Consider the following 19,261-nt stretch of genomic DNA (forward strand, 5'->3'; position numbering starts at 1 on the left):
AACTGACTATGACGTTGTCTCCTTATCTGCAAGAGGTGGCGAAACGCCGCACTTTTGCCATCATCTCTCACCCGGATGCCGGTAAAACGACCATCACCGAAAAGGTGCTGCTGTTCGGACAGGCTATCCAGACCGCCGGTACAGTTAAAGGCCGCGGCTCCAGCCAGCATGCAAAATCTGACTGGATGGAGATGGAAAAACAGCGTGGGATCTCCATCACCACCTCGGTGATGCAGTTCCCGTATCGCGACTGCCTGGTGAACCTGCTGGACACCCCGGGTCACGAAGACTTCTCGGAAGATACCTACCGTACGTTGACGGCGGTTGACTGCTGTCTGATGGTTATCGATGCCGCGAAAGGCGTTGAAGACAGGACCCGTAAGCTGATGGAAGTCACCCGTCTGCGCGATACGCCGATCCTGACGTTCATGAACAAACTCGACCGTGATATCCGCGATCCGATGGAAGTGCTGGACGAAGTTGAGCGCGAGCTGAAAATTGGCTGTGCGCCCATCACCTGGCCGATTGGCTGCGGTAAGCTGTTCAAGGGCGTGTACCACCTTTATAAAGATGAAACGTATCTTTATCAGACCGGTAAAGGCCACACCATTCAGGAAGTTCGCATCGTTAAAGGGCTGAACAACCCGGATCTCGACGCCGCCGTTGGCGAAGATCTGGCGCAGCAGCTGCGTGATGAGCTTGAACTGGTGCAGGGTGCTTCCAACGAGTTCGATCAAGAGCTGTTCCTGGCCGGTGAAATTACCCCGGTCTTTTTCGGGACCGCCTTGGGTAACTTCGGCGTAGATCATATGCTGGACGGCCTGGTGGAATGGGCGCCTGCGCCAATGCCACGTAACACCGATACCCGTCTGGTCGAAGCGAAGGATGAGAAATTCACCGGTTTCGTCTTTAAGATTCAGGCCAACATGGACCCGAAACACCGCGACCGCGTGGCGTTTATGCGTGTGGTGTCCGGGAAATATGAGAAAGGCATGAAGCTGCGTCAGGTGCGTATCGGCAAAGATGTCGTGATTTCCGACGCCCTGACCTTTATGGCGGGCGACCGTTCGCACGTGGAAGAAGCCTATCCGGGCGACATCATCGGTCTGCACAACCACGGCACCATTCAGATTGGCGACACCTTCACCCAGGGTGAAATGATGAAGTTCACCGGTATCCCGAACTTCGCGCCTGAACTGTTCCGTCGCATTCGTCTGAAAGATCCGCTTAAGCAGAAACAGTTGCTGAAAGGCCTTGTTCAGCTGTCAGAAGAAGGCGCGGTGCAGGTCTTCCGCCCAATCGCCAACAACGACTTGATCGTGGGCGCGGTCGGGGTACTGCAGTTCGACGTGGTGGTTGCGCGTCTGAAGAGCGAGTACAACGTTGAAGCTATCTACGAATCCGTTAACGTGGCGACAGCGCGTTGGGTCGAAAGCTCAGATGTGAAGAAGTTCGAGGAATTCAAGCGCAAGAACGAAATTCAGCTGGCGCTGGATGGTGGCGATAACCTGACGTATATCGCGCCAACCATGGTTAACCTCAATCTGACTCAGGAACGTTACCCTGACGTTCAGTTCCGCAAGACCCGCGAGCACTAATCCCTCCTCAGAGCACGGCCTGCGCCGTGCTCTCGCTTTTCTCCTGCCTGTTGATTCCGTTGCAGAAAGTTCTTAAATGAGCGCATATCTGGCCTAAAAGGTCACTTTTTAACCGTTTGGCCGGGCGGCCTCAAAATTGTTGGCTATATTTAACAAAGTGATGACAAGTTTGTTGGCTTAATTGGCTAATAAATTAGTGCTACATGGTGAATTAACCCACTGTACTCGTTCATCGCGATATTAATAACTGTATGACTGCGGTGATTTTCACCCCTACAGCAATGCGATCATGAAGATCGCCTGAGCTCAAATTCTGAGCAAACCACAGGAATCGATGATGATGATGACAAGCAAAAACATGTCCAAAACGCTGCTGGCTGTGATGCTGGGTACGGCACTGATGAGCGGTTCTGCTCTGGCAGAATCCACTATGGATAAAGCGCAATCCACGGCTGACAGCGCCGGGAAAAGTATCGACAGTTCGATGAACAAAGTCGGCGGCTTTATGGATGACAGCAGCATCACCGCGAAAGTGAAAGCGGCGCTGGTCGATCATGACTCCATCAAAAGCACGGACATTTCGGTGAAAACCGACGACAAAGTGGTCACCCTGAGTGGTTTTGTTGAAAGCCAGGCTCAGGCTGAGCAAGCCGTTAGCGTCGCGAAAGGCGTGGAAGGCGTGGCCTCCGTCAGCGACAAACTGCACGTCCGTGACAGCAAAAACCAAAGCATGCAGGGGTATGCGGGCGACACCGCAACCACCAGTGAAATCAAGGCCAAACTGCTGGCCGACGACATCGTGCCTTCCCGTAAAGTGAAAGTCGAAACCACCGACGGTGTGGTTCAGCTTTCGGGAACGGTCGATTCCTCAGCACAGAGCACCCGTGCTGAAAGCATCGCCAAAGCTGTTGATGGCGTAAAAAGTGTGAAGAACGACCTCAAAGTGAAATAAGTCTGTAGAGACATACTTCCCCGGCAGCTTGCCGGGGGCACGAGTCTGTCGTTTTGAGTGCCTGAGCGTTCATCAAAGCGGTCGACATTAACTATGGTAAAGGAGAATCGTATGTTTCGTTGGGGCATTATCTTTCTGGTTATCGCGTTAATTGCCGCCGCGCTGGGCTTTGGTGGTCTTGCGGGTACGGCCGCGGGCGCCGCCAAAATCGTCTTTATCGTCGGTATCATTCTGTTCCTGATCAGTCTGTTTATGGGACGCCGACGTCCCTAGCGACGTTAAATTTTCGTAACAAAAATAAAGCCAGCCCAACCCAACGGGCTGGCTTTATCAGTTTAAGACAATCCTTATCTGCGTTATGGTGAAGTAACAAAACAATCAAAAACGGGAAAGCAGTGTGGGACAGCGAATTCCGGTTACGCTCGGCAATATTGCGCCGCTTGCCGTAAAACCTTTCAAGCCCGGCGAAATTGCGCTGGTGTGTGAAGGCGGTGGTCAACGTGGCATTTTCACAGCAGGCGTGCTGGATGAGTTCATGCGCGCGCGATTTAACCCTTTCGATCTCTTTCTCGGCACGTCTGCCGGGGCGCAAAACCTCTCCGCGTATGTGTGCAACCAGCCAGGCTACGCCCGAAAAGTCATCACCCGCTACACCACCTCTCGCGAATTCTTCGACCCGATGCGCTTTGTGCGCGGCGGCAACCTTATCGATCTCGACTGGCTGGTCGAAGCGACCGCCAGCAAAATGCCTTTAGCGATGGATGTGGCGGCTCGCCAGTTTGATGCAGGCAAAGCGTTCTACATGTGTGCTTCAAGAGCAGACGACTACTCGCCCGGCTATTTCTCCCCGACACGCGAAACGTGGATGGATCAGATTCGTGCTTCCAGTGCGATCCCGGGTTTCTACCGGCCAGGCGTAACGCTTGATGGGGTGAGCTGGTTAGACGGCGGCGTGAGCGATGCAATCCCTGTACAGGAAGCGGTGAAGCGTGGGGCCAAAACGGTGGTGGTTATCCGCACAGTGCCGTCGCAGATGTATTACACCCCGCAGTGGTTCAAGCGTATGGAACGGTGGCTTGGAGAAAGTAGCCTGCAGCCGTTTGTGAATCTGGTGCAGCATCACGAGCAGACGTATCACGCTATTCAGCAGTTTATCGAGACGCCGCCAGGTAAAATTCGCATCCTTGAAATTTATCCGCCGAAGCCGCTCAACAGCATGGCGCTGGGCAGTCGCCTTCCGGCCTTGCTCGAGGATTACAACGTAGGGCGGCAGTGTGGGCGCTACTTCCTGGCAACGATGGGAAAAATGCTCGCAGAGAAACCCCCTTTGCATCGCTTCAAACCGCGAGTGGCTTCGCCTGCACCCGTGGTCGTGCCGCCAGCCGCAGTAGCGAACGATGTATCTGCGGCCGCGTTGGTGAATGCACCACAAGCTAACGATGCAAACTTTGATAATGAAGGGTTAGCGTGAGTTTCCAGTTTATCGACACCCATTGTCATTTCGATTTTCCCCCGTTTGTCGATGATGCCGAAGGCAGTCTGGCAAAGGCAGCAGCGGCAGGCGTGGAAAAAATCATCGTGCCTGCGGTCGAAGCGTCACGTTTTGAGCGTGTGCTGTTATTGGCCGCGACACATTCGCCTCTCTATGCCGCGCTTGGCCTGCATCCTATTGTCATTGAAAAACACACTGAGGAGAGCCTTGAGTTGCTGGCAGAGCAGATCTCAAGCAAGCCGCAAAAGCTGGTAGCTATTGGCGAAATCGGCCTCGATCTTTACCGTGAAGATCCTCAATTTGACCGTCAGGTTTATTTCCTCGAAGCGCAATTCAAACTGGCGAAGCGTTACGACCTGCCAGTTATCCTCCATTCACGTCGCACGCACGACAAACTGGCGATGTTGCTTAAACGCCACAACCTCCCGCGAACAGGTGTGGTTCATGGGTTTTCTGGCAGCCTTCAACAGGCGGAACGTTTCGTTCAGTTGGGGTACAACATCGGTGTGGGCGGAACGATAACCTATCCGCGAGCCAGCAAAACACGCGATGTCATGGCACAGTTGCCACTTTCTGCATTACTTTTGGAAACTGATGCGCCAGATATGCCGCTTAATGGTTATCAAGGGCAACCTAATCGCCCGGAACAAGCTGCTCGTGTTTTTGAATGCCTGTGCGAGCTGCGTTCCGAATCACCAGATGAAATTGCCGAAACGCTTACTGGTAACACATTGAAATTATTTGCGGGATTATAATTAGCGCCAATTTCAGTGATGTAGATCTCATAATTTATTATTACATTCATTTTATTGCCTAAAACGTGTGACGTGTACGCACAGAATAGTGACGGATCGTTATAATCGGCGGGCTTGAATTCGTCTCCTCTTTTATCACTTTCAATACACAGGGACTCTGTATGCAAATCCTTATGGGCTTGATTGGCATGGTGGTGCTGCTTGCCATCGCCTTGCTGCTGTCGAGTAATCGCCGTGCCATCAACCTTCGTACCGTTGTCGGTGCCTGGCTGATTCAAATCGGTATCGGCGCATTGATCCTTTACGTCCCCGCGGGTCGCCAGGTGCTGCTGGCTATGTCGGAAGGTGTAGCAAACGTTATCGCCTACGGTAATGAAGGGGTCAGCTTCCTGTTTGGCGGCCTGGTTTCTGACAAAATGTTCGAAGTCTTCGGCGGCGGCGGCTTTATCTTCGCGCTGCGTGTTCTGCCAGTTATCGTCTTCTTCTCCTCACTGATTGCGGTGCTTTACTACCTCGGCATCATGCAGTTTGTTATCCGTATTCTGGGTGGCGGTCTGCGTGCCGTGCTGAAAACGTCGCGTACTGAATCACTGTCTGCCACAGCGAACATTTTCGTCGGTCAGACTGAAGCTCCACTGGTGGTTCGTCCTTATATCGCTACCATGACGCGTTCTGAGCTGTTCGCGGTCATGTGCGGTGGTTTGGCATCTGTTGCGGGCTCTGTTCTTGCGGGTTACGCGCAAATGGGCGTTCCGCTGGAATACCTGATTGCAGCGTCGTTTATGGCGGCACCGGGTGGTCTGCTGTTTGCGAAAATCATCCTGCCTGAAACGGAAACCCCAAGCGATTCCCCGGATCTGGAAAAACAGAATCCGGATATCGACAGGCCTTCCAACGTGCTGGATGCGGCGGCTTCTGGTGCGGCTTCCGGTATGCAACTGGCGCTGAACGTCGGTGCAATGTTGCTGGCGTTTGTGGCGCTGATCGCGTTGCTGAACGGCATTCTGTCCGGAATCGGTGGCTGGTTCGATTATCCACAGCTCTCTATGCAGTTGATCCTCGGCTGGGTGTTCTCCCCGCTGGCGTGGGTGATTGGTGTGCCGTGGAGTGAAGCAAACGTTGCGGGCTCGTTTATCGGCCAGAAGCTGATCATCAACGAATTTGTGGCGTACATGAACTTCGGTGAATACCTGAAAGAAGACGCGGTGGTTGCTGCGGCTGGCCTGCAGGTGATTTCTGCTCACACTAAAGCGATCATCTCCTTCGCGCTGTGTGGCTTTGCCAACCTGTCGTCCATTGCCATCCTGATTGGCGGCCTGGGCAGCATGGCACCGAATCGTCGTCATGATATCGCGCAGCTTGGCCTGAAAGCCGTTGCGGCAGGGACGCTCTCTAACCTGATGAGCGCCACCATCGCCGGCGTGTTCCTTGCGCTATAAGTAAAGTGCCGGGAGGATAACGTTGCTTATCCCCCGCACCTTCAGCGCCTGTGCCAGAGGTTCCACATCTTCTGCACAGGCGCTTCGCCAGCCTTTCGCTTCGCCATAAACACCCTGAGCATGAAACGCATTCAGCCGTATCGGCAGTTCCCCCAGCCCCCGAATAAACAGGCTTAACGGCTCGATAAAACGCAGATAATCGGTGTGTTCCGGGATAACCAACAGGCGCAATTCAGCCAGAAGGTTCTGTTTCGCCAGCCAGCGAATGCTCTCTTTGATTCGCCCATTTCCTCGCCCGGTCAGTGCCAGATGAGTGCTGTCCTCCCAGGCTTTCAAATCCACCATCACGCCATCGCAGTGTGGTTTAAGTTTTTCCCAACCGCTTATGCCAAGCTCGCCATTGCTGTCCACCAGACAGGTGAGATGGCGCAACGCAGGCGTGGCTTTCAGCGCGGCAAACAGTTCACAGATAAACGGCAACTGAGTCGTGGCTTCACCGCCGCTGACGGTAATCCCTTCGATAAACGGGGCCGCGCGTGAAATCTGCTTCAGGACATCTTCCACGGACAGGGTTTGTGCCATCGGCGTGGCGTGCTGTGGGCACATGTTCAGGCAGGTGTCGCACTGCTGGCAGTTCGCTTCCTGCCAGTACACTCGACCCGCCTGAAACGTAAGTGCGTCGTGCGGGCAATGCACTGCGCAGTCTCCGCAGTCGTTGCAGCGCCCCATCGTCCACGGATTGTGGCAGTTTTTACAACGCAGATTGCAGCCCTGTAAAAACAGCGTCAGACGGCTGCCGGGGCCGTCGACGCAGGAGAAGGGGATGACGTTACTGACTAAAGCGCATCTGCTGCTCATGGCTCACTACTCTTGGCTGACGTTCCAGAATGCGGGTGTTGCGTGCAGCTTCTTCGCCAAGCCAGGTGGTATTGGTGCGCGAACCTTCGGCACGGTATTTTTCCAGATCGGATAACCGCACCATGTACCCCGTGACGCGAACCAGATCGTTGCCGCTGACGTTGGCGGAAAACTCGCGCATCCCGGATGCAAAAGCGCCCAGGCACAACTGCATGACAGCCTGCGGATTGCGTTTAATGGTTTCATCGAGCGTCAGAATGTCGCTGATGCCAGAGGGATAATACGCATGGTGCGGCGCAACGGTGAGCAGGTGGCTGACCGGATCAGGTTCACTGCCGTAAGGAATTCGCGCGCCCGGCGTGGTGCCACTGTCGGAACTGATACCGGATTGTGCATGCAGCAACGCGCGCTGCTGCCAGCCATATTTCACCGGCGTGTTTTCAACGAACTCTGCAAGCCACGCACTGATGCGCCAGCCGAGGGCATTCGCTTCTTCATCATTACCGTAGCGTGCCGCGCTGTTCGTTTTCTCGCACAGTTCATTCACGGCTTCTGCGAGGGCATAAATGCCGAACATTGGCGCAAAACGCTGCGGGTCAATCAGCCCTTCCGCCACCAGGAAGCTATTCTCAAAGAAGTGAGAGTGCTCATAAAGGAACGAACAGCGTGCATCAATAATGCTGATTTGCTGGCGGCAATAGTGTGGAAGCTGGACGTTAAAGAAGTCTTCCGTTGAGGCACTGCGTTTCGCTACTTCTTTCAGATTGAGGCGTACCAGCGTGCTGCCCCCTCCGGCCAGCGGCAGCGAGTTGTAACAACTGACAATGCCGTAGTGGTTTTTTGTGAATATTTTATCATTCACTGGCCCGTTAGCGATGTGCGGCTTACTGCATTCACAGATGTTTTTACTCACCTCCAGCAGCAGATCTTCTGGCGTGAGATCGGGATCGTAGATAAAGGTCAGGTTTGGCGCAACCTGCTTGAGTTCAGCATCTGCACGTAAAATGGCGCGTGTTACTGGCGTATCCTGCGGGCCGATATTCACATGGGTAAAGGCGTCTGGCAGGACTCTGTCGAGGTAGCGCCAGAAACGTTTTATGCGGATATCGATGTCTTCTTGTGTTATAATTTTAACATACGGCAAAAGGATCTGATCCAGATGGCCCAGATAAACCGGCATCGAGGTGACGGAAGGGACATGGTGGAAAAGGATCGTCAGCAGCGAGAGCGCGTCATCCAGATCTTTTGCGCCTTCAAGCTCCAGCCATTGCGAGCCTTGAGCCAGGAAACGCGCGTAGTCGGGTAAGACATAGCGAGGTTTGAAAGGCGCATGTCCTTCAAACATATCGCAAATCACGCCTTCATCCAGCGCCGCTTGAGCACTCTGCGGTAAGGCCGGGTAGGGCAGTGCATTTTCAGCTTCAAGGGCCAGGAAATGGCGTTTCTGTTCCGGGCTTAGGGTTTGGCTTGTCACAATGTTCTGGCAACGTTGTTCAAATGAGTCAGACATAGAAGATCCTCAGACGCGTTGGCGATGAGGGCATTGTAGAGAAAAGCAGCGGACAGGCTTTTGATCCCGTCCCGCTCGTGCAGTGATAAAGAGTGATTTAACTCTCATTATGGTGATGCAAATATGCATGCATGTTTCATTAACTGTGATGAGGATCGATGTGCAACCGTGGGTCGGTGTTAAAATAGTCACAGACCCGCAAGGTAAAAATTCAACACCGGAGATAACATGACTGAGTTAACTGCAAGCAGCCTGCGCGCGTTAAAACTGATGGACCTGACTACCCTGAACGACGATGACACCGATGCGAAAGTGATCGCGCTGTGCCATCAGGCCAAAACCCCGGTGGGTAACACCGCAGCAGTCTGCATTTACCCGCGTTTTATTCCGATTGCGCGTAAGACCCTGAAAGCGCAGGGCACGCCGGATGTGCGCATTGCAACCGTCACCAACTTCCCACACGGCAACGACGACATCGACATTGCGCTGGCAGAAACCAAAGCAGCTATCGCTTATGGCGCGGACGAAGTTGACGTGGTGTTCCCTTACCGTGCGCTGATCGCCGGTAACGAGCAGGTCGGTTTCGATCTGGTTAAAGCCTGTAAAGATGCGTGTGCAGCCGCTAACGTGCTGCTGAAAGTGATCATCGAAACCGGTGAGCTGAAAGAAGAAGCGCTGATTCGCAAAGCCTCTGAAATTTCCATCAAAGCCGGCGCAGACTTCATCAAAACCTCTACCGGTAAAGTGCCAGTAAATGCGACGCCGGAAAGCGCTCGCATCATGATGGAAGTGATTCGCGATATGGGCGTGTCTAAAACAGTTGGTTTTAAACCGGCTGGTGGCGTGCGTACCGCTGAAGATGCTCAGGCATTCCTCGCCATTGCAGATGAGCTGTTCGGTGCCGACTGGGCTGATGCTCGTCACTATCGCTTCGGTGCATCCAGCCTGCTGGCAAGCCTGTTGAAAGCGCTGGGTCACGGCGATGGCAAGAGCGCAAGCGCTTACTGATTTACCGCATTAATGGACGTAGGCCGGGTAAGCATCGCGCCACCCGGCAAATTGTTTAAGTGCCGGAGGGCGGCTACGCCTTATCCGGCCTACAGCTACGATGGCTTTTCGATTTTTCCCTCGGGGGTTACCGTGTTTCTCGCACAAGAAATTATTCGTAAAAAACGCGATGGTCACGCACTGAGCGATGAAGAGATCCGTTTCTTTATCAACGGCATTCGTGATAACACCGTGTCCGAAGGGCAGATTGCCGCCCTGGCGATGACCATTTTCTTCCATGATATGAGCATGCCGGAGCGCGTCTCGCTGACCATGGCGATGCGGGATTCCGGGACCGTGCTCGACTGGAAAAGCCTGAATCTGAACGGCCCGATTGTGGATAAACATTCGACGGGCGGCGTGGGCGATGTGACTTCACTGATGCTCGGCCCAATGGTTGCTGCCTGCGGCGGTTATGTCCCGATGATCTCTGGCCGTGGTCTGGGTCATACAGGCGGTACGCTCGACAAACTGGAAGCGATTCCGGGCTTTGACATCTTCCCGGACGACAACCGTTTCCGCGACATTATTAAAGACGTTGGCGTGGCGATAATTGGGCAGACCAGCTCGCTCGCGCCAGCGGATAAGCGTTTTTATGCCACTCGCGACATCACCGCGACAGTGGATTCTATTCCGCTGATCACCGCCTCTATCCTCGCCAAAAAGCTGGCGGAAGGGCTGGATGCGCTGGTGATGGACGTGAAAGTAGGTAGCGGCGCATTCATGCCGACCTATGAGCTCTCTGAAGCATTGGCTGAAGCTATCGTGGGTGTTTCTAACGGTGCAGGCGTGCGGACTACCGCGCTGCTCACCGACATGAACCAGGTGCTGGCATCCAGCGCAGGTAACGCAGTGGAAGTGCGCGAAGCCGTGCAGTTCCTGACGGGCGAGTACCGCAACCCGCGTCTGTTCGACGTGACCATGGCGCTGTGTGTGGAAATGCTGATTTCCGGTCGTCTGGCGAAAGACGAAGCTGAAGCACGCGTGAAACTTCAGGCGGTGCTGGATAACGGCAAAGCGGCGGAAGTCTTCGGCCGCATGGTGGCTGCGCAGAAAGGGCCAACAGATTTCGTCGAAAACTACGCGAAATACCTGCCGACCGCGATGCTCAGCAAAGCTGTTTACGCCGATACGGAAGGATATGTTTCCGCGATGGACACTCGCGCGTTGGGCATGGCCGTTGTGGCAATGGGCGGCGGTCGTCGTCAGGCCTCGGATGCGCTCGACTACAGTGTTGGCTTCACGGATATGACACGTCTGGGCGACAGCGTTGATGGCCAACGTCCGCTGGCGGTGATCCACGCGAAAGACGAAGCCAGCTGGCAGGAAGCAGCGAAAGCGGTGAAAGCGGCAATTAAACTGAACGACGCCGCGCCGAAAGAAACACCAACGGTCTATCGTCGAATTACCGAATAGCGGTATACTGATCTGATCGCTTTTTTATAGAGAGCACAAGGTACGGAGAACAATATGAAACGTGCATTTATTATGGTGCTGGACTCCTTCGGCATCGGTGCTACTGAAGATGCAGAACGCTTTGGTGACGTGGGCGCAGACACCATGGGCCACATCGCTGAAGCCTGTGCAAAAGGGGAAGCGGACAAAGGCCGTAAAGGCCCGCTGACCCTGCCAAATCTGACTCGTCTGGGCCTCGTGAAAGCTCACGAAGGTTCAACCGGTAAGGTTGCTGCTGGTATGGACGGCAACGCTGAAGTGACTGGCGCGTACGCCTGGGCACATGAGCTGTCTTCCGGCAAAGACACCCCGTCCGGACACTGGGAAATTGCCGGTGTGCCTGTGCTGTTCGACTGGGGCTACTTCCCGGAGCATCACAACAGCTTCCCGCAGGAGCTGCTCGATAAGCTGGTGAAACGCGCTAATCTGCCGGGTTATCTGGGGAACTGCCACTCTTCCGGTACCGTCATTCTGGACGAACTGGGCGAAGAGCACATGAAAACCGGTAAGCCGATTTTCTACACCTCTGCTGACTCCGTGTTCCAGATTGCTTGCCATGAAGGCACTTACGGTCTGGATAAGCTGTATGAGCTGTGCGAAATCGCGCGCGAAGAGCTGACCGAAGGCGGCTATAACATTGGCCGCGTGATTGCGCGTCCGTTCATCGGCGACAAAGCAGGCAGCTTCGAGCGTACCGGTAACCGTCACGACCTGGCCGTTGAGCCGCCAGCACCTACCGTGCTGCAAAAACTGGTTGATGAGAAAGGCGGTCACGTGGTTTCCGTAGGTAAAATCGCGGACATCTACGCGAACTGCGGCATCACCAAAAAAGTGAAAGCAACGGGCCTGGATGCGTTGTTTGATGCGACCGTGAAAGAGATGAAAGAAGCGGGTGATAACACTATCGTCTTCACTAACTTCGTCGATTTCGACTCCTCCTGGGGTCACCGCCGCGATGTCGCAGGTTATGCGGCTGGTCTGGAACTGTTCGACCGCCGTTTGCCAGAACTGCTGGAACTGGTGGGTGAAGATGACATCATTATCCTCACCGCAGACCACGGTTGTGACCCAACCTGGACCGGTACCGACCACACCCGTGAACACATTCCGGTATTGGTGTACGGCCCGAAAGTGAAAGCGGGCTCGCTTGGACACCGTGAAACCTTCGCGGATATCGGTCAGACGCTGGCGAAGTATTTTGGCACCTCTGATATGGAATATGGCAAAGCCATGTTCTGATGACATTGCCCGGCGGCGCGAAGCTTGCCGGGCCTACAGCCTCGTAGGCCGGGTAAGCCAAAGCGCCACCCGGCAAAACCAGAAAAGGGAATAAAAGATGGCAACCCCACACATTAACGCAGAAATGGGTGATTTCGCAGACGTCGTACTGATGCCGGGCGATCCGCTGCGTGCGAAGCATATCGCAGAAACTTTCCTCGAAGACGTCCGTGAAGTGAACAACGTGCGCGGCATGCTGGGTTTCACCGGCACCTATAAAGGCCGCAAGATTTCCGTCATGGGCCACGGCATGGGCATCCCATCCTGCTCCATCTACACCAAAGAGCTGATCACTGACTTTGGCGTGAAGAAAATCATCCGCGTTGGCTCCTGTGGCGCTGTGCGTATGGACGTGAAACTGCGCGACGTGGTTATCGGCATGGGTGCCTGCACCGATTCCAAAGTCAACCGTATCCGTTTCAAAGATCACGATTTCTCCGCTATTGCTGACTTTGACATGGTACGCAACGCCGTTGATGCCGCGAAAGCGCTGGGCGTTGATGCGCGCGTCGGTAACCTCTTCTCTGCAGACCTGTTCTACTCCCCGGACGGCGAAATGTTCGACGTGATGGAGAAGTACGGCATTCTGGGCGTGGAAATGGAAGCGGCGGGTATCTACGGTGTTGCGGCTGAATTCGGTGCCAAAGCGCTGACCATCTGCACCGTGTCTGACCACATCCGTACTCACGAGCAGACCACTGCCGCTGAGCGTCAGACCACCTTCAACGACATGATCAAAATCGCGCTGGAATCCGTTCTGCTGGGCGATAAAGAGTAAGTGTTGTGCTCAACCGGGCGGCGCTGACTGCCCGGTTTTCCCAAAAATATCTATTCTAATTTTTCTTTGTTTTTTCTAAGTTTCTTTAGTTTTCCTCGAATTAACGCTATAAATGTATTCAAGTATCTATTCATGAATCTATTCACCGATGAGCGCATTCACCGATCTGCTATTGCAAGGCCCACGCTCTGCCCCTGAGCTCAGGAATCACCTGAACATCAGTCAGGCCACGTTTTCACGCCTGGCCACTGCTGAAGAACACGTGGTGCAGTTTGGTCGTGCGCGCGCCACACGTTATGCGCTCCGCCGCCCAGTGCGAGGCATCAGCGAATTTCCTTTATGGCAGGTAGATGACGCAGGTAAAGCGTGGACGTTTGGCTTACTAACGCCCTGCTGGCCGCGAGGGAGCTGCCTGATTGCGCTGAATAACGGGGAATGGCAGTGGTTTTCCGGGCTGCCCTGGTATCTCAACGATCTGCGTCCGCAGGGGTTTATCGGCCGAGCCTGGGGTCGTAGGCTTGCGGCTCAACTGGCACTGCCGGAAGATATTCGCTTATGGCAGGAGGACGATATTCTTTTCGCTCTCTCGCTTTTCAGCGGCGAAAATCAGGGCGGATGGCTGATAGGGGAAACAGGTTACCAGCAATGGCTGCAAGCCACCGAACCGACGCCCATTCCTGAAGAAGAAAAGATTCGTGCCTATACCGAACTTGCCCGGGATGCACTGGCGGGTGAAGTGGTCGGTTCTTCTGCGGGCGGCGAACAGCCAAAATTTACCTGCCTTGCAGAACGAGATTCGCAGCCTGTGCAAATGCTGGTGAAATTCACCGCTCCCCAGCCAGGTGCTGTCACCCAGCGATGGGCTGATCTGCTGATAGCGGAATCCGTTGCGCTTGAAGTCCTGAGGAATGCCGGAATAGCGGCCAGCCAGGCGCAGGTGTTGCGTAGCGAGGCTGGGCAGGTTTTTCTCGAATCTCGCCGTTTTGACTGTGAAGGGGTCGTTGGACGTCGGGCTCTGGTCTCACTTGAAGCGGTGCAAAGTGAATTTGGCCCTTCAACCAGCCAGTGGCCGCAAACTGTTGCCGGGCTTGAGAAGCAAAAACAAGTCACTCCTGCAACCGCGCAGAGCGTGGAAAAGACTTGGGCGTTCGGGCGACTCATCGCCAACAGCGACATGCACGCGGGGAACCTGTCATTTTATCTTTCGGACGCGCCGCTTTTATTAACGCCCGTGTATGACATGCTGCCGATGGCCTTTGCGCCAACCAGCGCTGGGGCGATGCGGGAGGAAAGCATGGCGTTGAAAATTGAGCCATTAGTCAGTCGCGGGGCATGGCTGTTTGCCTTTGAACAGGCCACACTTTTCTGGCAGCAGATTGCAGATGATGCCAGAATCAGCGCCGCGTTCAGGCAGATAGCGAAAGAGATGCAAAAGGAATTAGTGGCGGTAGAGCCGGTGATTGACCGGCTCGCCTGATTACCGAACGGCCTGAGCAATCCACGCGGAAAGTGCTTTCAGCTCTTTTTCCTGATCGGGAAAATCCGTCAAAAGTGATTCGCACCCTTGTTGCAGAACAGGTTAAACCACGGATCGTATGAATCAGAGAGAAGCAGACGCAGCGTCGACATAACAGATTTCCTTTCCTGAATGATTCACTTAATTTATCACTTATCCTGCTTCTCGCCCTCATCCTCTTCCGGCACCGATTTATTGGCGGTCAGCAGGAAGGGTGATTGCTGCCAACGCGTGCGCTTGCCCTGCAGCAGGGTACGCGTCAGCACGACGCCGATTGCCAGCGAAAGCAACAACATAAGGCGCAGAATGTTGGTGGTGTTATCCACCTGTTTGGCTTCCGTCGGCAGCGTGTGGGTGTCCAGCGTCAGGCGCAGATAGCCCAGAGGCTCATTCTTCCCCTGAATAGGTTCCACCAGTTGCTGGTTGAAATAGCCCCCGGCTTTTTTGCCGTCCAGCGCCAGTCTGTCACGGACGTCCACACTTTCGCCCGCGTGGGTAATCAAATCGCCCTGTTCATCGTAGACGCTGGCATCCAGCAAGCGGCTGTTGGTGGTGAGCTGCTGGAGCAATTGATTAATCTTTTTCTCATCAGGCGTTTCTGAATGCATGTAGGGTGCGAGGTTCAGTGTGACCTGATGGGCCAATGAGCGAGCCAGCTCTTCCATCTGTGGATTTCGCTGCCGCTGGTGGTTTTGGCTGAACCAGGACGCGCCCTGCATCAGGGCGACCAGCAGGGCGAGACAGATTAGAACGATCACGGCGCGATGCAGCCGAAATTTCAGTTTTGCGCGAACCATATTCCACCTTTGAAAATTTGCAGCTTAATGTTGCCAGAAGCGCTGGATACAAGGTAGCCTCATGCGTTATTTTCCTGCCGAGAATCTGGATTACTGGAGCTGTAATGCCGAACAGTCTGACCTGGTGCGATTTGCCCGACGATGTTTCCCTGTGGCCAGGATTGCCGCTGTCACTCAGTGGCGATGAAGTGATGCCGCTGGATTACCACGCCGGACGCAGCGGATGGCTGCTGTATGGCCGCCACCTCGATAAACAACGCCTGACCGATTATCAGCATAAGCTGGGCGCGGCCATGGTGATTGTTGCTGCCTGGTGCGTTGAGGATTATCAGGTTATCCGCCTTGCAGGATCGCTGACGCCGCGCGCCACCCGTCTGGCACATGATGCCTGCCTGGACGTTGCACCGCTTGGCAAAATCCCACACCTGCGCACACCTGGGCTGTTGGTGATGGATATGGATTCTACGGCTATCCAGATTGAATGCATTGATGAAATCGCAAAGCTCGCGGGTACTGGGGAACTGGTCTCCGAAGTGACAGAACGCGCGATGCGCGGCGAGCTTGATTTCACCGCCAGCTTGCGGCAGCGCGTAGCGACCCTGAAAGGGGCTGATGCCAATATTCTGCGTCAGGTACGTGATACGTTGCCGTTAATGCCGGGCCTGACTTCGCTGGTGTTAAAACTCGAAACGCTGGGCTGGAAAGTGGCCATTGCTTCGGGTGGTTTCACGTTTTTTGCAGACTATCTGAAAGACAAATTGCGTCTGACAGCCGCGGTGGCGAATGAGCTTGAAATCCGCGATGGCGTGCTGACTGGCAATGTTATCGGCGATATCGTCGATGCGGAGTACAAAGCCAGTACCCTGAAGCGACTTGCTGAAACCTATGAAATTCCTGCGGCCCAGACTGTGGCGATTGGCGATGGAGCCAACGACCTGCCGATGATCAAAGCCGCTGGGCTTGGGATCGCCTATCATGCCAAACCTAAAGTGAATGAGCAGACGGAAGTCACCATTCGGCATGCTGACCTGATGGGCGTGTTCTGTATCCTGTCTGGCAGCCTGAACCAAAAGTAATAAGAGGTTAATGTGGCGAAAGCACCAAAACGCGCGTTTGTCTGTAACGAGTGTGGCGCGGATTATCCGCGCTGGCAGGGGCAATGCAGTGCCTGTCATGCCTGGAACACGATTACTGAAATGCGCATCGCCGCATCACCTGTTGTGGCTCGAAATGAGCGTCTGAGTGGTTATGCTGGCAGCGCGGGCGTCTCAAGAGTACAGAAACTTTCTGAGATAAGCCTGGAAGAGCTGCCGCGTTTTTCTACCGGATTTAAAGAATTCGACCGCGTGCTCGGCGGCGGTGTGGTGCCGGGAAGTGCCATCCTGATTGGCGGTAACCCAGGCGCGGGTAAATCAACGCTGCTGCTGCAAACCCTGTGCAAGCTCGCGGAACAGATGAAAACCCTGTACGTCACCGGTGAAGAGTCGTTGCAGCAGGTTGCGATGCGCGCTCACCGCCTTGGCTTGCCAGCCACCAACCTGAATATGCTGTCTGAAACGGGCATCGAGCAAATCTGCGCGATTGCCGATGAAGAGCAGCCGAAGCTGATGGTTATCGACTCCATTCAGGTGATGCACATGGCGGACGTGCAGTCTTCGCCGGGCAGCGTGGCTCAGGTGCGTGAATCTGCGGCTTATCTCACCCGTTTTGCGAAAACGCGCGGTGTGGCGATCATCATGGTCGGTCACGTCACCAAAGACGGTTCTCTCGCTGGCCCGAAGGTGCTGGAACACTGCATTGACTGTTCGGTGATGCTGGATGGCGACGCCGATTCCCGTTTCCGTACCTTACGCAGCCATAAGAACCGTTTCGGTGCGGTGAATGAGCTTGGCGTCTTCGCGATGACAGAGCAGGGCCTGCGCGAAGTGAGCAACCCTTCCGCTATTTTCCTGAGCCGTGGTGATGAAATCACGCCGGGCAGTTCGGTGATGGTGGTCTGGGAAGGCACGCGTCCGCTGCTGGTCGAGATTCAGGCCTTGGTCGACCAATCGATGATGTCTAACCCACGCCGTGTGGCCGTTGGGCTGGAGCAAAACCGTCTGGCTATCCTGCTGGCGGTGCTGCATCGCCACGGCGGTTTGCAGATGGCGGATCAGGACGTCTTCGTGAACGTGGTTGGCGGCGTGAAAGTGGCTGAAACCAGTGCGGATCTGGCATTGCTGCTGGCGATGGTGTCCAGCTTGCGAAATCGCGCTTTGCCGCAGGATTTAGTGGTGTTTGGCGAAGTCGGGCTTGCCGGGGAGATTCGCCCGGTGCCGAGCGGCCAGGAACGTATCTCCGAAGCGGCGAAACACGGCTTTAAGCGAGCCATTGTTCCTGCGGCCAATGTGCCGAAAAAACTGCCGGAAGGCATGAAGGTTTTCGGGGTTAAAAAGCTTTCCGATGCATTAAACGTCTTTGACGACTTATAATTATTCCTCGTCGTTATTGCGTTATCGTAGGCCCGGTTAGCGAAGCGCCACCGGGCAACTCAACCAGGCAGGAGGCTCCTTTGTCATCATTCGATTACATCAAAACCGCTATCCGTCAGAAAGGCTGCACGTTGCAGCAGGTGGCGGACGCCAGCGGGATGACCAAGGGCTATCTGAGCCAGTTACTGAACGCCAAAATCAAAAGCCCGAGCGCGCAGAAATTAGAAGCGCTGCACCGTTTTCTTGGGCTGGAGTTTCCTCGCCAGCAGAAGAATGTCGGCGTGGTGTTCGGTAAGTTTTACCCACTGCACACCGGGCATATTTATCTGATCCAACGCGCCTGTAGCCAGGTGGATGAACTGCATATCATCATGGGTTACGACGACACGCGTGACCGAGCACTGTTCGAAGACAGCGCGATGTCGCAACAGCCGACGGTGTCCGATCGCCTGCGCTGGCTGCTGCAAACCTTCAAATACCAGAAAAACATTCGTATTCATGCCTTTAACGAAGAGGGCATGGAGCCGTACCCGCACGGTTGGGACGTGTGGAGTAACGGTATCAATGCGTTTATGGAAGAGAAGGGGATCCAGCCAAATTGGATCTATACCTCCGAAGAGGCTGATGCGCCGCAGTTCCGTCAGCATTTGGGCATCGAAACGGTGCTTATCGATCCTCAGCGTACGTTTATGAATATCAGCGGCGCGCAAATTCGTGAAAACCCCTCCCGCTACTGGGAATACATTCCGACTGAGGTGAAGCCATTCTTCGTGCGTACCGTGGCCATTCTGGGCGGTGAGTCCAGCGGGAAGTCAACGCTGGTGAACAAACTGGCGAACATCTTCAACACCACCAGTGCGTGGGAGTACGGGCGGGATTACGTCTTCTCTCATCTCGGTGGCGATGAGATGGCGTTGCAGTATTCAGATTACGACAAAATCGCGCTGGGCCATGCACAGTACATTGATTTTGCGGTGAAATATGCGAATAAGGTGGCGTTCATTGATACCGATTTCGTCACCACGCAGGCGTTTTGTAAAAAGTACGAAGGGCGTGAGCATCCGTTCGTGCAGGCGCTGATCGACGAGTATCGCTTTGACCTGGTTATCCTGCTGGAAAACAACACGCCGTGGGTCGCCGATGGCCTGCGCAGCCTCGGCAGCTCTGTGGACAGGAAAGCGTTCCAGACCATGCTGGAAGAGATGCTCCACGAGAACAACATTGAATTTGTTCATGTGGAAGAGTCGGACTACGACGCCCGTTTCCTGCGCTGTGTTGAGCTGGTAAAGCAGATGATGGGTGAGCAGGGGTAATC

The 19,261-nt window shown here is 54.6% G+C and carries 17 protein-coding genes; 14 read left to right on the top strand and 3 right to left on the bottom strand.

What is annotated here, in order from left to right:
• Nucleotides 1-8: 8 nt before the first annotated feature.
• From prfC to ACLW56_RS02280, 6 genes are all read left to right on the top strand, one after another.
• Nucleotides 9-1,598, top strand: a complete 1,590-nt coding sequence (gene prfC, locus ACLW56_RS02255) for a peptide chain release factor 3 (protein WP_330982195.1) — start codon at nt 9-11, stop codon at nt 1,596-1,598.
• Nucleotides 1,599-1,935: 337 nt separating this feature from the next.
• Entirely contained in the window at nt 1,936-2,550 is a 615-nt protein-coding gene (gene osmY / locus ACLW56_RS02260; RefSeq protein ID WP_330982196.1) for a molecular chaperone OsmY, read from the top strand.
• Between the two features lie 111 nt (nt 2,551-2,661).
• Entirely contained in the window at nt 2,662-2,823 is a 162-nt protein-coding gene (locus ACLW56_RS02265) for a DUF1328 domain-containing protein (protein ID WP_071777480.1), read from the top strand.
• A gap of 124 nt (nt 2,824-2,947) precedes the next feature.
• Complete coding sequence (locus tag ACLW56_RS02270; RefSeq protein WP_330982197.1) at nt 2,948-4,021, top strand: patatin family protein; 1,074 nt, start codon at nt 2,948-2,950, stop codon at nt 4,019-4,021.
• Nucleotides 4,018-4,797 (top strand): TatD family hydrolase, encoded by a 780-nt coding sequence (locus ACLW56_RS02275; RefSeq protein WP_330982198.1) that lies wholly within the window; start codon nt 4,018-4,020, stop codon nt 4,795-4,797. Before ACLW56_RS02270 ends, ACLW56_RS02275 begins: the two co-directional genes overlap by 4 nt.
• 161 nt (nt 4,798-4,958) lie before the next feature.
• Nucleotides 4,959-6,236 (top strand): NupC/NupG family nucleoside CNT transporter, encoded by a 1,278-nt coding sequence (locus tag ACLW56_RS02280; protein WP_330982199.1) that lies wholly within the window; start codon nt 4,959-4,961, stop codon nt 6,234-6,236.
• On the opposite strand, the gene ACLW56_RS02285 is transcribed toward ACLW56_RS02280, so the two are convergent.
• Nucleotides 6,231-7,094, bottom strand: a complete 864-nt coding sequence (locus ACLW56_RS02285) for a YjjW family glycine radical enzyme activase (protein ID WP_330982200.1) — start codon at nt 7,092-7,094, stop codon at nt 6,231-6,233. The genes ACLW56_RS02280 and ACLW56_RS02285 overlap by 6 nt on opposite strands.
• Nucleotides 7,066-8,604, bottom strand: coding sequence for a YjjI family glycine radical enzyme (locus ACLW56_RS02290; RefSeq protein ID WP_330982201.1), 1,539 nt, complete (start codon nt 8,602-8,604; stop codon nt 7,066-7,068). Before ACLW56_RS02290 ends, ACLW56_RS02285 begins: the two co-directional genes overlap by 29 nt.
• Nucleotides 8,605-8,832: 228 nt before the next feature.
• On the opposite strand from ACLW56_RS02290, the gene deoC reads away from it, so the two are divergent.
• From deoC to yjjJ, 5 genes are all read left to right on the top strand, one after another.
• On the top strand, nt 8,833-9,612 hold the full coding sequence (gene deoC / locus ACLW56_RS02295; protein WP_330982202.1) for a deoxyribose-phosphate aldolase: 780 nt from the start codon (nt 8,833-8,835) through the stop codon (nt 9,610-9,612).
• 132 nt (nt 9,613-9,744) lie between these two features.
• Nucleotides 9,745-11,067, top strand: coding sequence for a thymidine phosphorylase (gene deoA / locus ACLW56_RS02300; RefSeq protein WP_330982203.1), 1,323 nt, complete (start codon nt 9,745-9,747; stop codon nt 11,065-11,067).
• Between the two features lie 54 nt (nt 11,068-11,121).
• Complete coding sequence (deoB, locus tag ACLW56_RS02305) at nt 11,122-12,345, top strand: phosphopentomutase (RefSeq protein WP_330982204.1); 1,224 nt, start codon at nt 11,122-11,124, stop codon at nt 12,343-12,345.
• A 97-nt stretch (nt 12,346-12,442) separates the two neighbouring features.
• Entirely contained in the window at nt 12,443-13,162 is a 720-nt protein-coding gene (gene deoD / locus ACLW56_RS02310) for a purine-nucleoside phosphorylase (RefSeq protein ID WP_065357047.1), read from the top strand.
• A 148-nt stretch (nt 13,163-13,310) separates the two neighbouring features.
• The gene (gene yjjJ, locus ACLW56_RS02315; protein ID WP_330982205.1) at nt 13,311-14,639 is read left to right on the top strand and encodes a type II toxin-antitoxin system HipA family toxin YjjJ; all 1,329 of its coding nucleotides are present in this window, start codon (nt 13,311-13,313) and stop codon (nt 14,637-14,639) included.
• A 188-nt stretch (nt 14,640-14,827) separates the two neighbouring features.
• Here the strand turns inward: yjjJ and ACLW56_RS02320 are convergent, their stop codons facing one another.
• Nucleotides 14,828-15,475: a YtjB family periplasmic protein gene (locus ACLW56_RS02320; RefSeq protein WP_330982206.1), complete on the bottom strand. Its 648-nt coding sequence runs from the start codon at nt 15,473-15,475 to the stop codon at nt 14,828-14,830.
• Nucleotides 15,476-15,579: 104 nt separating this feature from the next.
• Here ACLW56_RS02320 and serB point away from each other — a divergent pair, with 104 nt between their 5' ends.
• From serB to nadR, 3 genes are all read left to right on the top strand, one after another.
• Nucleotides 15,580-16,551, top strand: a complete 972-nt coding sequence (gene serB / locus ACLW56_RS02325; protein ID WP_330982207.1) for a phosphoserine phosphatase — start codon at nt 15,580-15,582, stop codon at nt 16,549-16,551.
• Between the two features lie 12 nt (nt 16,552-16,563).
• Nucleotides 16,564-17,946 (top strand): DNA repair protein RadA, encoded by a 1,383-nt coding sequence (gene radA, locus ACLW56_RS02330; RefSeq protein WP_330982208.1) that lies wholly within the window; start codon nt 16,564-16,566, stop codon nt 17,944-17,946.
• Nucleotides 17,947-18,026: 80 nt separating this feature from the next.
• A complete protein-coding gene (gene nadR / locus ACLW56_RS02335; RefSeq protein ID WP_330982209.1) occupies nt 18,027-19,259 on the top strand; it encodes a multifunctional transcriptional regulator/nicotinamide-nucleotide adenylyltransferase/ribosylnicotinamide kinase NadR in 1,233 nt (410 codons plus the stop codon).
• The last annotated feature ends 2 nt before the right edge of the window (nt 19,260-19,261 follow it).

It is taken from the genome of Pantoea sp. sgz302252, from assembly GCF_047713085.1.
Taxonomy (GTDB): Bacteria; Pseudomonadota; Gammaproteobacteria; order Enterobacterales; family Enterobacteriaceae; genus Scandinavium.

Bases quoted from the DNA above. Each gene is read 5' to 3' on its own strand.
- ACLW56_RS02290 (WP_330982201.1), bottom strand. From the start codon at position 8,604: ATGTCTGACTCATTTGAACAACGTTGCCAGAACATTGTGACAAGCCAA.
- ACLW56_RS02265 (WP_071777480.1), top strand. From the start codon at position 2,662: ATGTTTCGTTGGGGCATTATCTTTCTGGTTATCGCGTTAATTGCCGCC.
- deoD (WP_065357047.1), top strand. From the start codon at position 12,443: ATGGCAACCCCACACATTAACGCAGAAATGGGTGATTTCGCAGACGTC.
- serB (WP_330982207.1), top strand. From the start codon at position 15,580: ATGCCGAACAGTCTGACCTGGTGCGATTTGCCCGACGATGTTTCCCTG.
- prfC (WP_330982195.1), top strand. From the start codon at position 9: ATGACGTTGTCTCCTTATCTGCAAGAGGTGGCGAAACGCCGCACTTTT.
- osmY (WP_330982196.1), top strand. From the start codon at position 1,936: ATGATGATGACAAGCAAAAACATGTCCAAAACGCTGCTGGCTGTGATG.
- ACLW56_RS02280 (WP_330982199.1), top strand. From the start codon at position 4,959: ATGCAAATCCTTATGGGCTTGATTGGCATGGTGGTGCTGCTTGCCATC.
- deoB (WP_330982204.1), top strand. From the start codon at position 11,122: ATGAAACGTGCATTTATTATGGTGCTGGACTCCTTCGGCATCGGTGCT.
- ACLW56_RS02320 (WP_330982206.1), bottom strand. From the start codon at position 15,475: ATGGTTCGCGCAAAACTGAAATTTCGGCTGCATCGCGCCGTGATCGTT.
- ACLW56_RS02285 (WP_330982200.1), bottom strand. From the start codon at position 7,094: ATGAGCAGCAGATGCGCTTTAGTCAGTAACGTCATCCCCTTCTCCTGC.
- deoC (WP_330982202.1), top strand. From the start codon at position 8,833: ATGACTGAGTTAACTGCAAGCAGCCTGCGCGCGTTAAAACTGATGGAC.
- yjjJ (WP_330982205.1), top strand. From the start codon at position 13,311: ATGAGCGCATTCACCGATCTGCTATTGCAAGGCCCACGCTCTGCCCCT.